At 62.4% G+C, this 13,744-nt stretch carries 13 protein-coding genes; 1 reads left to right on the top strand and 12 read right to left on the bottom strand.

Annotated features, from left to right (window positions below; translation table 11 throughout):
* Nucleotides 1-22 precede the first annotated feature (22 nt).
* Nucleotides 23-1,327, top strand: a complete 1,305-nt coding sequence (gltA, locus tag HJO_RS03440) for a citrate synthase (protein ID WP_035613510.1) — start codon at nt 23-25, stop codon at nt 1,325-1,327.
* Here gltA and lpxB read toward each other — a convergent pair.
* The 12 genes from lpxB to pyrH are packed head-to-tail and all read right to left on the bottom strand — an operon-like array spanning nt 1,324 to nt 13,671.
* Nucleotides 1,324-2,481 carry a lipid-A-disaccharide synthase gene (lpxB, locus tag HJO_RS03435; protein ID WP_035613508.1) on the bottom strand — a complete coding sequence of 386 codons (1,158 nt, stop codon included), beginning with the start codon at nt 2,479-2,481 and terminating at the stop codon, nt 1,324-1,326. The genes gltA and lpxB overlap by 4 nt on opposite strands.
* The gene (locus tag HJO_RS03430) at nt 2,478-3,323 is read right to left on the bottom strand and encodes an LpxI family protein (RefSeq protein WP_035613507.1); all 846 of its coding nucleotides are present in this window, start codon (nt 3,321-3,323) and stop codon (nt 2,478-2,480) included. Before HJO_RS03430 ends, lpxB begins: the two co-directional genes overlap by 4 nt.
* Nucleotides 3,324-3,330: 7 nt before the next feature.
* Complete coding sequence (lpxA, locus tag HJO_RS03425) at nt 3,331-4,122, bottom strand: acyl-ACP--UDP-N-acetylglucosamine O-acyltransferase (RefSeq protein WP_035613506.1); 792 nt, start codon at nt 4,120-4,122, stop codon at nt 3,331-3,333.
* A gap of 53 nt (nt 4,123-4,175) precedes the next feature.
* Nucleotides 4,176-5,153: a UDP-3-O-(3-hydroxymyristoyl)glucosamine N-acyltransferase gene (gene lpxD / locus HJO_RS03420; protein WP_241764654.1), complete on the bottom strand. Its 978-nt coding sequence runs from the start codon at nt 5,151-5,153 to the stop codon at nt 4,176-4,178.
* A gap of 50 nt (nt 5,154-5,203) precedes the next feature.
* A complete protein-coding gene (locus HJO_RS03415) occupies nt 5,204-5,785 on the bottom strand; it encodes an OmpH/Skp family outer membrane protein (RefSeq protein WP_035613503.1) in 582 nt (193 codons plus the stop codon).
* A gap of 28 nt (nt 5,786-5,813) precedes the next feature.
* Nucleotides 5,814-8,369 carry an outer membrane protein assembly factor BamA gene (bamA, locus tag HJO_RS03410; RefSeq protein WP_035613501.1) on the bottom strand — a complete coding sequence of 852 codons (2,556 nt, stop codon included), beginning with the start codon at nt 8,367-8,369 and terminating at the stop codon, nt 5,814-5,816.
* A 38-nt stretch (nt 8,370-8,407) separates the two neighbouring features.
* Nucleotides 8,408-9,523 (bottom strand): M50 family metallopeptidase, encoded by a 1,116-nt coding sequence (locus HJO_RS03405; RefSeq protein WP_277813151.1) that lies wholly within the window; start codon nt 9,521-9,523, stop codon nt 8,408-8,410.
* A gap of 59 nt (nt 9,524-9,582) precedes the next feature.
* On the bottom strand, nt 9,583-10,782 hold the full coding sequence (gene dxr, locus HJO_RS03400; protein ID WP_035613495.1) for a 1-deoxy-D-xylulose-5-phosphate reductoisomerase: 1,200 nt from the start codon (nt 10,780-10,782) through the stop codon (nt 9,583-9,585).
* Between the two features lie 3 nt (nt 10,783-10,785).
* On the bottom strand, nt 10,786-11,604 hold the full coding sequence (locus tag HJO_RS03395; RefSeq protein ID WP_035613493.1) for a phosphatidate cytidylyltransferase: 819 nt from the start codon (nt 11,602-11,604) through the stop codon (nt 10,786-10,788).
* On the bottom strand, nt 11,604-12,365 hold the full coding sequence (locus HJO_RS03390) for an isoprenyl transferase (protein WP_035613491.1): 762 nt from the start codon (nt 12,363-12,365) through the stop codon (nt 11,604-11,606). The genes HJO_RS03395 and HJO_RS03390 overlap by 1 nt, the downstream gene beginning before the upstream one ends.
* Nucleotides 12,365-12,919: a ribosome recycling factor gene (gene frr / locus HJO_RS03385; RefSeq protein ID WP_035613489.1), complete on the bottom strand. Its 555-nt coding sequence runs from the start codon at nt 12,917-12,919 to the stop codon at nt 12,365-12,367. The genes HJO_RS03390 and frr overlap by 1 nt, the downstream gene beginning before the upstream one ends.
* Nucleotides 12,916-13,671: a UMP kinase gene (gene pyrH / locus HJO_RS03380; protein ID WP_035613487.1), complete on the bottom strand. Its 756-nt coding sequence runs from the start codon at nt 13,669-13,671 to the stop codon at nt 12,916-12,918. The genes frr and pyrH overlap by 4 nt, the downstream gene beginning before the upstream one ends.
* Nucleotides 13,672-13,744 lie beyond the last annotated feature (73 nt).

Raw genomic sequence — 13,744 nt, 5'->3', positions numbered from 1 at the left:
AGAACAAGAAGGGCCAGATCTGATGGAAAACAAGACGAAGAACGCCGGCACCGCAAAGGTCGAAATTGAGGGCAAGACGTATGACTTGCCCATTCTTTCAGGGACTCACGGGCCGGACGTCATAGATGTTCGCAAGGTTTATGCTGAAACGGGCAAATTCACGTTCGATCCCGGCTTCACGTCGACTGCCAGCTGCGAAAGCCAGATCACCTTCATCGACGGTGACGAAGGCGTCCTGCTTCACCGCGGCTATCCGATCGGCCAGCTTGCCGAGAAGTCGACGTTCCCGGAAGTCTGTCACCTCATCCTGAAAGGTGAATTGCCCACCAAGCCCGAGCTCGCCGACTTCAATGCCGAGATCAAGCAGCACACACTGCTGCACACGCAGATGGACCGCTTCTTCGAGGGGTTCCGGCGTGACAGCCACCCGATGGCGATGCTGACCGGCGCCGTCGGCGCGCTTGCCTCGTTCTATCCCGGCGCGATGGACAGCGAAGACCCCGACGAACGCCACCTCAGTTCGGTCCGGCTGGTGGCCAAGATGCCGACGCTCTGCGCGCGCATCCTGAAGTACAATATGGGCCAGAAATTCGTCGATCCCCGCAACGAGTACAGCTACGCCGAAAACTTCCTCAACATGTGCTTCTCGGTGACCGCCGAGGACTACAATGTCGACCCGGCGATCGCCCGGGCGATGGATCGCTTCTTCATCCTCCACGCCGATCACGAACAGAACGCATCGACGTCGACCGTCCGCCTCGCCGGATCGTCAGGCGCCCATCCGTTCGCGGCCATCGCGGCCGGCGTCGCCTGCCTGTGGGGGCCAAGCCATGGCGGTGCCAACGAGGCGTGCCTCAACATGTTGCACGAGATCGGCTCGGTCGACCGGATTCCGGAATACGTTGAAAAGGCCAAGGACAAATCAAGCGGCTTCCGCCTGATGGGCTTTGGCCACCGCGTCTACAAGAACTATGACCCGCGTGCGACGGTCATGCGCGAATCGGCCCACGAAGTGCTCGACCTGCTCGGCCTCAAGGACCAGCCGATCCTGAAAGTTGCGATGGAACTCGAGCGGATTGCCCTGGAAGACGACTATTTCGTCGAAAAGAAGCTGTACCCGAACGTCGACTTCTATTCCGGCATCATCCTCGACGCGATGGGCTTCCCGAAACAGATGTTCACCGTGCTGTTCGCACTCGCACGTACTGTCGGCTGGGTCGCCCAACTCAACGAGATGATCGAAGACCCGTCGCAGCGTATCGGTCGCCCACGCCAGATCTATACCGGCGCGGCCCAGCGCGATTACGTGCCGATGGCCAACCGCTAGGCGCGAGCCTCTTCAAGCACGACACGCGCGGCAATATCGGCCGCGTCATGATCGCCCTCTCTCATCCGGGAGAGGGCGATTTGCTGTGCGGCGCGCTGTTCGGCCAGCGCGGCGGGATCGGTCAGCCAATTCAGCGCCCGGGCGGCGATCAGGTCTGGTGTCTGTTTCGTCTGGACGAATTCCGGCACGATCTCGGTATCGTCGGACACGATGTTCAGGAGCGTGATGTGGGTCTTCTGGTACAGCAGGCCCCGGGCCAATGCCCATGTCACCCAGCCGGTCCTGTAGGCCACGATCATCGGCGTTCCCTGCATGGCGAGTTCGCTGGTCACCGTGCCCGAGCAGGCAAGTGCGAGATCAGCCGCTGCCATGGCGTCATAGCGCTCGCCGGGATTGACGGTGACGGTTGCCCATTCGGAGACATCCGGGAAAGCCTCGGAGAACTGGGCAGCGACCCCCGCAGCAGGGGCGATCACGACCTGCCGGTCAGGGTCTGAGTCCTTGATGATCCGCGCCGCTCCGACGAGCGCAGGCGCGACACGCTTGATCTCGCTCGGCCGGCTGCCGGGCAGGACGAGGACGAGTTGCGCTGCCTCGCTGATACCGTGCGCCTTTCGGAAGGCTGCCCCATCCCCCCATTCATGCCGGGAAAGCGCGGGGTTGCCCACGACGGTGGTCTTCAGGCCGTGGGGTTCATAGTACGGCACTTCGATTTCATGCATGCAGAGCAGGTGGTCCACCGTCGCCGCGAGCGTCTTCGCCCGCCCGGGGCGGGTTGCCCAGACCTGTGGCCCGATGAGTTTGACTAGCCGGATCCCGGGCGCCCGCGCGCGGACACGCTGGGCGACGCGCAGCATGAAGCCCCAGGAATCGACCAGCACGACGACATCCGGTGCGTCTGCAATGATTGCATCGGCCGCCGCGTCGGCCAGGCGGACAGCCGTGGCATACACTTTCAGGCCTTCCAGCAGGCCCAGCACGGACAGCGCAGACACGTCGATCGGCGACTGGATTCCAATGCTCGCCATTTCGGCACCGCCGATCCCGGCAATATGCACATCGGCCACGCGGGCCCGGACGGCTTCGATCACTTCGCGTGCCAGCAGGTCTCCCGAGGCCTCGGCCGCCACGAAGTAGAGGCGCGGTGCACTCACAGCCCCAACCCCGGATCAAACCCGTAAAGGAAGATGCCGAGCCGTTCGGCCGCCGCCTCCATCTCGGCGCGGTTCAGCATCAGCGTGCCGCCCGCCTCGAGGGCCAGGCCGGCAAGCCCGGCGGCGGCCACTTTCTCGACAGTCGAAACGCCGGTTGTCGGCAGGTCGATACGGCGTTCCTGCGCGGGCTTGGGACGCTTCAGCAGGACACCTCGCCGCGCGGCTTCAGTTCCGCGAACGGCCTCGGGCAGCGTCGCCACCCGGTCCAGCATGGCGTCTGTGCCTTCCTGCGCCTCGACCGCGAGCACGAGTTCGTCACACACGACACACCCCTGTCCGATATCAAGGGTCCCCAGAGCAGCCACAACGTGCGCAGCACGCGCGATGTCTGCGAGATGGCCGTCTCCCGGCGCCGGCCCGGCAATGTGCCCCTGCGGGGCCAGCAGGGCCTTGTGCGCGGCATGTGACCCGATCACATTGAAGCCGTTCTTCTCAAATTCGTTCACCAGCAGGCGCAGGAGGGCATCATCGCCCTTGCCGGCCTCTGCCAGCACTTTCGGCAGCAGGGCCGCGCCCCGCAGGTCGAGCTTCAGGTCCCTGAAATTCGGCCGGGACACGATGCCGGCAAACACGACGTCCTTGCAGCCCGCGGATTTCAGCTTGGACAACAGGCCGCCAACCTCGCCGAGACCGGCAACGGCGCCCGGATAGCCGGCAAGCCTTGGATCCTCGAAGCCCTTGAGGCGGACGACATAGACACCCTGCCCGGTCGAGACGGCATTCTCGGCGATCGCAACCGGCAGGTCACCGAGGCCCGCGATGAGTCCCAAGGGAGCGGTCATGGCGCAATCACCCTGGCTTGCAGATGGCGCGGTTGCCGCCGGCCAGGATGAAATCGATCAGCTCCATCGCCAGCGGCTTGCCCGCAAAGGTCCGGGCGGCGAGGTCGAGACGGTCCTTGAACAGCCCGTCGCCCGAGAACACGGCCTTGTAGGCGCTGCGGATCTCGTGCAGCTGCGCCTTGTCGAACCCGCGGCGCTTGAGGCCCACCACGTTCAGCCCGGCCAGCCGGGCGCGATTGCCGATGACCGACCCGAACGGAATGACATCCTCGACGAGGATCGCGCCGCCCCCGATAAACGCGTTGCGACCGATACGGGTGAACTGGTGCACCGCGACGAGCCCGCCAAACCAGACATTGTCACCAACCGTGACATGCCCCCCGATCAGCACATTGTTCGCCATGACGACGCTGTTGCCGATATGACAGTCGTGCGCGATGTGCCCGCCGACCATGATGAAGCAGTCATTGCCAATTTTCGTGACGCCGCCGAATTTCGGGATGCCGGTATGCGCGGTCGTGTATTCACGAAAGGTGCAATTGTCGCCGATCTCGAGCCGGGATTCATCCGTCTCCTGGAATCCGATGACCTGCGGTGGCCCACCGACAACCGCGTGCGGGTGCAGGACGCACGCCTCGCCGAGACGGGTGAACCCGGTGACGACACTGTGCGAGCGCAGCTCGGTGCCTGCGCCGATGACCGCACGCGGACCGACCTGGCAGAAAGGACCAATCCGGACGCCTTCGCCCAATTCGGCTCCCGGCTCCACGAGGGCGGTCTGATGGATTTCAACAGGCATGTGCGTGTCCGGGCGCGGCGGGTTGCGAAGTCAGGATCGGGGGCGTCGACGTATCAGGTGGTTTTCTTCGCATTTGCGTGCTTCTGCAACCAGGCAACTTCCCGCATCCACTGACGCAGCGGCTTGGCCGGTGTACCGCCCCAGGTTTCGCCCGGTTCGATATCCCTGAAGACACCGGACGAGGCGGCGAGATTAACTCCCTCGCCGATGCGGACGTGGTCGGCGATTCCGACCCGGCCGCCAATTCGCGCCGCGTCGCCCACCCTGACCGATCCGGAAATGCCGCCGAACGCCGCCATGACGACACCGCGGCCAAAGACGACATTATGCGCAACCTGACACAGATTATCGATCTTCGTGCGCTCGCCGATGATCGTGTCGTCGAACATGCCGCGATCGATGCACGAATTTGCGCCGATCGTGACACGGTCCTGCAGGATGACCCGGCCGAAATGCGGCACGTCTTCCTGGCCTGACGGACCCGCGGTCACGCCAAATCCGGGCTCGCCGATGCGCGCGCCGGCGAGGAGCCTGACGTGATCACCGAGGAGCGCGCAGACGAGCGATGCGCCCGACCCGATCCGGCAATGCCGCCCGACCTGCACTCCAGGACCGACCACCGCATTTGAACCGATAACCGTTCCCTCGCCGATGCTCGCGCCTGGCCCGACCGTCGCGCCCGGTGATACGATGGCCGTCGGATGCACGCTCGCTTCTGGAGATATCAGCGTCTCACCAGACCATGTCTCGTGGCGCGGATGAAACAGGGCGTAGGAAACCACGCCGTGATAATGACGCGCCAAGGCCGACACGAGCCGGGGCATGCCGTCGGGAACGTTGTGAATATTGGCTTCGTTGACGATCAGGGCAGACGTTTCCGCGCTGATCTGTGGCGCGGCCTTGCCGTCGCCATCCAGGAAAACGAGGTCTCCGCGGCGGGCTGTTTCCGCTGCGGAGACCCCTGTGATTTCAACGTCCGGATCGCCCTCCAATCCGGCACCGGTCAATTCCGCGATTGTTCCTAGCGTCAAGGCCCCCAATGGCGCGTAGAATCGTGGATCGACCGTCACAGGTGTATTCCTTACTGGGCAGGCACGCGCTGGCGCGTCACTGCGACTGTTGGCGTGGTGGCGTCCAGTTTGCTGATGACAAGCGGTGTCACATCGACGGCGTCGGTGCTGTAGATCAGCTGGCTCTTGGCCAGGACGACCTGTGCCTTCTTCTCGTTGACGACTTCCATGAGGACCGGTTCGATGGCCTTGTTGAAGTCGATCAGCGCCTGGCGTTCGGTCAGCTGGAACTCCTGGGACGCAACCTGGCGCTTCTGCCCATATGTGGCAGCCTTGGTCTGGTAGGCGGTGAGTTCTGCGACAAGCGCCGCATCAGCAGCAATCGCTTCGCGGGTCTTGCCCTCGACCTTGGTCTGAAGCGCCTTGCCTTCGGTCTCAAGCGACTTGCGGGTCGGTTCCAGCTCGTTCTTCATCTGGGTTTCGATATTTTTCAGCTTGGTCTGGATGTCCTTGCCAGCCTTGCTTTGCGAGAGGATGCTGCCTTCGTCGATCGTGATGACGACAGTGCCCTGGGCAGAGGCGGTTGGTGCGACAAGCGCCGCGCTACTGAAGGCCATCGCGAGTGCAGCGAGTAGATACTTGATTGGGGACATGGTGAGTCTCCTGTTTGGGGCTTCTGGTTTAAAAACGAGTTGAGGTCGAGAACCGGAACGTTTCTGTCCGGTCATAGTCTTCCTTGCGGAGGATCTGCGAGAAATCGAAGCGGATGGGACCGAACGGTGAATCCCAGAACACGCTGAGGCCCGCGGACGCACGCAGCGAGGCGGCATCCTTTGTCAGGCGCACAGCAGGCAGGCCGCTCTGGTCGGTGAAGTAGACCGTCGGGCTCTGGTCGGGGCCGCGCAGCGTTCCGACCGCCCCGACGTCGGTGAACAGGGCGCTCTTGATGCCGTACTCTTCGGGGAAGATGTTCGGCAGCGAGAGTTCGAACGTGCCCTGGTAGTATGCGTTACCGCCCTGCGAATTGAGGCGGCGGGTCTGGATGACTTCGCCTGTCGTCGGATCGACGATGCGGACAATCTCGCGCGGGCCGAGACCGGCAACGTCAAAGCCGCGGAACGTGCTGCCACCCCGGAAGAAGCGGTTGTTGATCCGAATGCCCTGGCCATCTTCAAGCGGGAAAATATAACCGCCAGAGAAACGCGCGCTTGCGATCACGCTCTTCCAGATGCCGCGATACACCGACGCGCTTGCTTCGGTGCGCATGTATTTCACGTCTCCGCCGAGGCCTGCGATATCCTGGTTGAAGCGGAAATCGAACCCGCGGGTCGGCGTGATCGGGTCGTTGGTGCGATCCCACAGGAAGTTGTAACCGATGATGCTCGAAATTTCGCTGCGTTCCGAACGGCAGCTGGAATCACGCAGCAGGAACAGCGGATCGCACTGGTCAACGATAATCAGCTCGCCCGGGAAGTCGTCCGGCGTCGCGGTCCGATAGGTGTCGTCGGTCGCATCGTTGGGTGTATCGGCGCCGCCCGTCTGGATGAGGCGCACTGACTGAAAGTTGGTTGCCGTATCGAGCAGGATGTCACGGTCCGGAACTTTCACGTCATCCGACTGCAATCGATAGCTGAGGCCAAGCTGCATGCGATCGGACAGCGGGAATCCGACGCGCAGACCGGTACCGAATGTCTCGGCGGTAAAGCTGCCAAAATCCTTGAAATCCTGGCGCGTTGCGAACAGGTCGACACCCGCTGACAGGTTCCGGTCCAGGAACCGCGGCTCGGTGAAGCGAAGGTCGACGACCTGCTGGCGGCTTGACGTCGAAATGCGTGCGACCACCGACTGGCCACGGCCGCGCAGGTTTCGCTGCGACGCCGAAAGATCGAAGAGATAGGAATCGACGGACGAGAAGCCGGCAGCGAACGAAAGTTCGCCAGTCGGCTGTTCGGTCACCTTGATATCGACGATGCTGCGGTCCGGTCCGTCACCCGGCGTTTCCACGATTTCAACGTCCTTGAAGAACCCGAGCGACCGCACGCGGTTCTTCGACCGGTCGAGGAGAATACGGTTGAACGCGTCGCCTTCGGAAATCCGCAGTTCACGGCGAATGACGCGGTCGAGCGTCTGGGTATTGCCGACGATATTGATGCGCTCGATATACACACGTGGGCCTTCATCCACCGCAAAGGTCACATCGATGCGGCCCGTATCCGGGTTCACGTCGAGTTGCGGGCGAATGTCGACGAATGCGTAACCTGCAATACCGGCAGCGTAGGTCAGCGTGTCGATCGTGTTTTCGATCAGGTCGGCCTTGAACAGGTCGCCATTGTTGATCGGCACAGCCGCGCGCAGGGCCCTCGCATCGAGTTTCTCGAGCGCGGTTTCAACCTTGACCTCTCCAAAATCATACTGACGGCCTTCGTCGACCGTCATGGTGATGTAGAAGTCTTTCTGGTCCGGCGTCAGATCGGCCACCGCCGACGTCACGCGAAAATCGTAATAGCCGTTGTTCTGGTAGAATTCGCGCAGTTTCTCGCGGTCATATTCCAGGCGGCCGGGGTCGTAGTTGTCATTCGAACTGAAGAAGCGCCACAGGCGCGACTGGCGCGTCACAATCTCGCTGCGCAGGCGGGAGTCGGAATAGGCCTTGTTGCCGATGAAGTTGATCGACCGTACGCCCGTGACCGGGCCTTCGGTGATTTCGAACACGAGATCGACGCGGTTCTGCTCAAGCGGCTTGTATTGCGGCTCGACCTTGGCGGCGAACCGGCCGGACTGGCGGTAGAGTTCCAGGATGCGCTGCACGTCGGTCTGCACGCGCGCGGCGGTGAAGATGCCCCGCGGGGCGGCCTGGATTTCTTCCCTGAACTTGTCGTCCTTGAGCGCACGGTTGCCCTCGAAGATCACGCGGTTGATGATCGGGTTCTCCACCACGCGGACGAGTAGATCGTCGCCTGTCCGGTCAATCGACACGTCAGCGAAGAGATTGGTCGCAAAAAGCGTCTTCAGGGACAGGTCGATGCGCTCGGCATCGAACGGGTCGCCTGGCTCCAGCAGCAGGTAGGACTGGACCGTGCGCGCCTCGATGCGCTGGTTCCCTTCCACCAGGATCGACCGGATCGTACCGCCATAGCGGCCGTCTTCCTGTGCGTTCGCGGTGTTGGTCAGCCCCGGCAGGACAACAGACGCAAATACGCTGGTCGCCACAAGGGTTGCTGCAAGAAACTTACGCATCGTGGAAAAACTCTCTGGTTATATTTGGGTCGGCCGGGTCAGCCGCCCACTCCCCCGAACAAGCCGGTTTCGATGATGTCACCCCACGTGATCACCACCACCATTCCCAATAGCAGGATCAAACCGAATGTCAGGCTCATCTCCTGCACTTTTTCCGGCAGTTCCTTGCCGACAATAGCTTCATAAGCATGAAACACGAGGTGGCCGCCATCCAGCACAGGCAGCGGCAGGAGATTGAAGAACCCAACGCCCACGGATATCGCCGCGCAAATGCTGAGCAGCATCCAGAACAGCTGGTCCAGGCGCTGGCCTGTCGACAGTTCCTTCTGGTTCCAGACCTTGTTGACGACGCGGCGGGAGATATCGCCGATGCCGACCGGGCCGGTCATCGCATTGAACGACATCTTGCCGGTGACAATGCGGCTGAGCATGGTCACCGTGCGGTCAATCGTGGCGCCGGTTTCCACAACGCCTGCGCCGACTGCCTGAATGGGATTGTACGTCGTGCGTTCGCCCAGTTTGACGCCCGCAAGACTGACCCCGATCGTGCTTTGCGGCACCATCTGGCCAAATTCGTTCTCGCGCACCACCTCTGCCGGTGTCACGGTCAGGTCGACCGGCACGCCATCGCGGGACATGGTGAAGGTCATTGCCTTGTTGGGATTCAGGAGGATCGGGATCGTGATGCCGGAGGAATCCGTAACATCATTGCCGTTCACCTGGAGAAAGACGTCACCAACCTGCATGCCGCCCCGCTCTGCAGGAGAATCAGGAGATATCCCGGCGATGCCAACGGAATAATTGGCCTTGCCGTGCGTACCGAGGATCAGGGCGAAGATAGCCGCCGCCAGCACGAAATTCGCGAGCGGGCCTGCCAGGCTTACGATCGAGCGCTGCCAGACCTTGAGTTGCTTGTATGGCTTGCCGACCGGGCCCTGTTCGACCTTGCCGACGTCTCCGGCGAGCTGGCTTTCCCCGACGAATTTCACGAACCCGCCAAGCGGAATCCAGTTGACGCGCCAGCGCGTCCCGGCCCGGTCACGACGCTCAAACAGAGGCTTCCCGAAGCCGACTGAAAAGGATTCGACAGCCGCACCAAAGAGCCGTCCCGCCAGGAAATGCCCCAGCTCGTGAATTATCACGACAATCCCCATCATGAAGATGAGGCACACGATAAATAATGGACCCTGGCTCAACAGCTGACCCAAACGATTTACCCTCCTGCCCGATGATGGGCTTGTCCTAGCAATTCGGCGGCCATATCGCGTCCGAACCGGTCCAGATAAGCTATTTCCTCAAGCGTGTCACAGCCCAGACCGGCCATATTGCCCAAGGAAAAGCGACTCAGCACCTTTTCCACGACCCAGCTTATGTCCAGAAACCCGCAATGACCCGCAATAAATGCAGAAACCGCCGATTCATTAGCGCAATTTAATACGGTCGCGCCCCCCGGCCCAAGTGCGAGCGCCTGACGGGCGAGGCGGATCGCCGGAAATCGCTTTTCATCAACTGTCGTGAAGTCGAGTCTCCCCAATTGGGCGAGATCCAGACGGTCTACGGTTGTCTCGATGCGGTCGGGCCAGCCGAGGGCGTACGCGATCGGTGTGCGCATGTCCGGCGCACCCAGCTGGGCAATGACCGACCCGTCGGTGAAGTGGGCCATCCCGTGCACGATCGATTGCGGGTGAACCAGCACGTCGATCCGGTCCGGCGCCGTATCGAACAGGATCGCGGCCTCGATGAATTCCAGGGCCTTGTTCATCAGCGTGGCACTGTCGATGGAATTCTTGATCCCCATGTCCCAGTTCGGGTGCGCGGCGGCCTGCGCCGGGGTCGCGTGCTCCATCTCATCAAGCGATGCCGTGCGGAACGGCCCGCCGGACGCCGTGATTGTCAGCTTTTCGAGAGAACGCCCGTCACCGAGCGCCTGGAATATGCCGCTATGCTCGGAATCCACCGGCAGGATCCGCGCACCGGACTTTTCGGCCTCGGACAGGATCAGCTTGCCCCCACAAACCACGCTTTCCTTGTTGGCGATCGCCACGACCGTGCCTTGCCGGACAGCAGCGAGGGTCGAGGCGAGGCCGGCCGACCCGACAATGGCCGCCAGAAGGCGGTCACAGGGCCGCGTGGCTGCTTCCAGCACGGCCGCCTGCCCACTGGCTGTCTCGATGCCGCTGCCTTCCAGACGGGCCCGCAGGTCATCATGCCTGGACGGATCGGCCACCACCGCGATGTCCGGCCTGAACGTCAGGGCCTGCTGGGCCAGCGCTTCAGTATCCTGACCGGCCACAAGCGCTACCAGCTGGAATGTGCCGGCCTCGCCGGCATTGGCGTGCGCGATGACATCAAGCGCAGATGTGCCGATCGATCCGGTCGACCCCATGATCGATATACGCCTGGTGACAGTCATCGCCTATAATCCAAGTGCGTCCGCAATGCCGGGTATGGCATAGAGTGCCAGCGACCCGAAAATGCAAACTGCACCAAGACCGTCGACGCGGTCCAGCACGCCGCCATGGCCCGGCAGCAGGGTGCCTGCGTCCTTGACCTTGAAGCGCCGTTTCAGCCCGCTCTCGAACAGGTCTCCGATCTGGGCGCAGATCGAAATCGCAATACCGGCTGCAATCCAGGCCGCGAAGGACACCATCTGGATATCGGCCACTGCGAGCCCGCAAAAGGCACATGCCGTGACAGCGCCGATCGCCCCGCTCCAGGTCTTGTTTGGACTTTCCTTCGGCAGCAGCCGTGGCCCGCCGAGCCCCCGCCCGGTAAAATAGGCGGCCGCGTCAGATGCCCAGACGAAAGACATGAAATAGAGCGCGGCAGACCGGCCGTCCCAGTCCCCCTCACGCAGGAAAAACAGGCCGGCAGCCATGGCCGTGACATAGATGAGCCCGAATACGGCCATGCCACGCTCCGGTGCGCCGCCAGGCGCGCTCGCTGCGCAGAATACCAGGCCGCCAGCCAGGACAAGCCCGCTGAGCCAGAAGATACCCAGCGGCAGTGACAGGCAGAACAGCGCCGTCGCCGCCGCCATGGACCACCCGCGCGGAAACGCGCTGATGGCACTCCATTCGCGGGCCATCGCCGCAGCAAAGATCGAGCACCCGACGGCCAGGAACCAGCCCCCAAACCAGACCATAGCCAAGGCTGCCGGGATCAGGATCGCGGCCGACATGAGCCTGAGGCCAAGCTCCGAGAAACGCCGGTCTCGCGGCGTCCAGTCTCCCATCAGCAGGCCCCTGGAAGAACCGCGCCGAACCGGCGCTCACGCTCATGATACATGGCGATTGCCGATTCCAGGCAGGACCGGTCGAAATCCGGCCAGAGCACGTCGGCAAAAATGAGCTCCGAATAGGCACTCTGCCACAGCAGGAAATTGCTGAGACGATATTCGCCGCTGGTACGGATCAGGAGATCCGGGTCAGGCAGCGATGCCGTATCCAGATAACGACCAACGGTCTCTTCGGTAATGGCGTCTGCGGAAAGGGTACCGGCCTGGACCGCTTCGGCCATGCGCCTGGCTGCGCGGGCAATTTCCTCGCGCCCGCCATAGTTGAAGGCGATGGTCAGGAAGAATTCGTTGTTGAGCGCCGTTTCCTGCTCTGCCTTTTCGACCAGTGCGGCGACATCATCAGGCAGGCCGGTGCGCTGTCCGATGACCCGGATACGGACACCTTCCTGCTTCAGCCGCGACAGGTCACGGTGCACATACGATTTCAGCAGGCCGAACAGGGCGTTCACTTCGGCGGCAGGCCGGCGCCAATTCTCGGTGGAGAAGGAAAAGACGGTCAGGTAACGGATGCCGAGTTCACCGGCCGCTTCCACCGTACGGCGCAGCGCTTCCACGCCGCGCTCGTGTCCGGCTGCCCGGGGCAGGCCCCGCGCCTTCGCCCAGCGTCCGTTTCCATCCATGATGATCGCAATATGGTCCAGCCCGGGCGTCTGCCCGGACCCGGCCCGGGTCACGTCAGGATTGGACACTGGCGACATCAGACTTGCATGATCTCCGCTTCCTTCGCCTTCAGGGCTTCGTCGACACGGGCCACAAAGGCATCAGTCAGTTTCTGGACTTCGTCGGACAGACTATGAAGGCGATCTTCGCTGATTTCGCTATCCTTTTCCATCTTCTTGAGGCTGTCCATGCCGTCGCGGCGGATATTGCGCACGGCAACCTTGGCTGCCTCGGCATACTTGCCGGCGATCTTGGTCAGTTCGACGCGGCGTTCCTCGTTCAGGGGCGGGATCGGAATCCGAAGTGTCTGCCCATCCATCACGGGGTTCAGGCCGAGGCCCGATTCGCGGATCGCGCGGTCGGTCGCCCCGACGACCGTCTTGTCCCACACGTTGACCGACAGCATGCGCATGTCGGTGACCGACACGGACGCGACCTGCGACAATGGCACGGTCGATCCGTAAGCAGGCACCTGGATGGAATCCAGCAGGTTCACCGACGCCCGTCCCGTGCGCAGGCCGCTGAATTCCGTTGAAAGGGCGGCGATGGCGCCTTCCATGCGACGCTCAAGGTCTTTCTTGTCGTAACTCATTTTGCCACTCCTCCCTCGTTCGAAATTGTTGTCGATTTGCCGCGTCCATGCAGCACATTCAGCAACGAGCCTTCTTCCTTCAGGGAGAAGACCACAATCGGAATGTTGTTGTCACGCATCAGGCTGACAGCAGACGGATCCATCACGCGCAGGTCTTTTGCGAGAATCTCCTGGTAGGCCACCTGTTCGTACCGGGCAGCCGTGCTGTCGAGCCGGGGATCCGCCGTGTAGACGCCGTCAACCTGCGTCCCCTTGAGCAGGGCATCGCAGTTCATCTCGATGGCTCTCAGGGCCGCTCCCGTGTCGGTTGTAAAGAACGGGTTGCCGATACCGGCGGCAAAGATCACGACCCTGCCCTTTTCCATGTGGCGCTGCGCCCGGCGACGGATGTAGGGCTCGCAGATCTGGTCCATCGCGATGGCGGACTGGACCCGGGTTGGAACGCCCTGGCTCTCCAGCACGCTTTGCATGGCCAGCGCGTTCATCACGGTCGCCAGCATGCCCATGCTGTCGGCCTGGGCCCGCTCCATGCCTTTTGCAGCGCCTGCCATGCCGCGGAAGATGTTGCCACCGCCGATGACAAGGCAGATTTCGGCGCCGGCCGTTCGCGCATCGGCGATCGCCCGGGCAAAATGTTCGATTGTCGGAATGTCGATGCCGAACTGGCCGGGGCCCATCAGCGCCTCGCCGGACAGTTTGAGAAGTACCCGCTTGTATTTCAGCGTACTTGTTTCCGGATCATCGCCTGGCATCGCTCTCTCCGTCCGTGGAAGCCGCAACCATGGCTCCTAAAAGATTCCCGGCTGCCTGTCATGGGCAGCCGGG

Source organism: Hyphomonas johnsonii MHS-2 (assembly GCF_000685275.1).
Lineage (GTDB): Bacteria > Pseudomonadota > Alphaproteobacteria > Caulobacterales > Hyphomonadaceae > Hyphomonas > Hyphomonas johnsonii.
Note: the sequence above shows the minus strand (reverse complement) of the source record. Positions and strands in the feature narration are given on the sequence as shown.

What these genes read in the sequence shown, in the direction of transcription:
- gltA (WP_035613510.1), top strand. Translation starts at nt 23, where the DNA reads ATGGAAAACAAGACGAAGAACGCCGGCACCGCAAAGGTCGAAATTGAG.
- HJO_RS03430 (WP_035613507.1), bottom strand. Translation starts at nt 3,323, where the DNA reads ATGACCGCTCCCTTGGGACTCATCGCGGGCCTCGGTGACCTGCCGGTT.
- lpxA (WP_035613506.1), bottom strand. Translation starts at nt 4,122, where the DNA reads ATGCCTGTTGAAATCCATCAGACCGCCCTCGTGGAGCCGGGAGCCGAA.
- HJO_RS03415 (WP_035613503.1), bottom strand. Translation starts at nt 5,785, where the DNA reads ATGTCCCCAATCAAGTATCTACTCGCTGCACTCGCGATGGCCTTCAGT.
- bamA (WP_035613501.1), bottom strand. Translation starts at nt 8,369, where the DNA reads ATGCGTAAGTTTCTTGCAGCAACCCTTGTGGCGACCAGCGTATTTGCG.
- HJO_RS03405 (WP_277813151.1), bottom strand. Translation starts at nt 9,523, where the DNA reads ATGGGGATTGTCGTGATAATTCACGAGCTGGGGCATTTCCTGGCGGGA.
- dxr (WP_035613495.1), bottom strand. Translation starts at nt 10,782, where the DNA reads ATGACTGTCACCAGGCGTATATCGATCATGGGGTCGACCGGATCGATC.
- HJO_RS03395 (WP_035613493.1), bottom strand. Translation starts at nt 11,604, where the DNA reads ATGGGAGACTGGACGCCGCGAGACCGGCGTTTCTCGGAGCTTGGCCTC.
- HJO_RS03390 (WP_035613491.1), bottom strand. Translation starts at nt 12,365, where the DNA reads ATGTCGCCAGTGTCCAATCCTGACGTGACCCGGGCCGGGTCCGGGCAG.
- frr (WP_035613489.1), bottom strand. Translation starts at nt 12,919, where the DNA reads ATGAGTTACGACAAGAAAGACCTTGAGCGTCGCATGGAAGGCGCCATC.
- pyrH (WP_035613487.1), bottom strand. Translation starts at nt 13,671, where the DNA reads ATGCCAGGCGATGATCCGGAAACAAGTACGCTGAAATACAAGCGGGTA.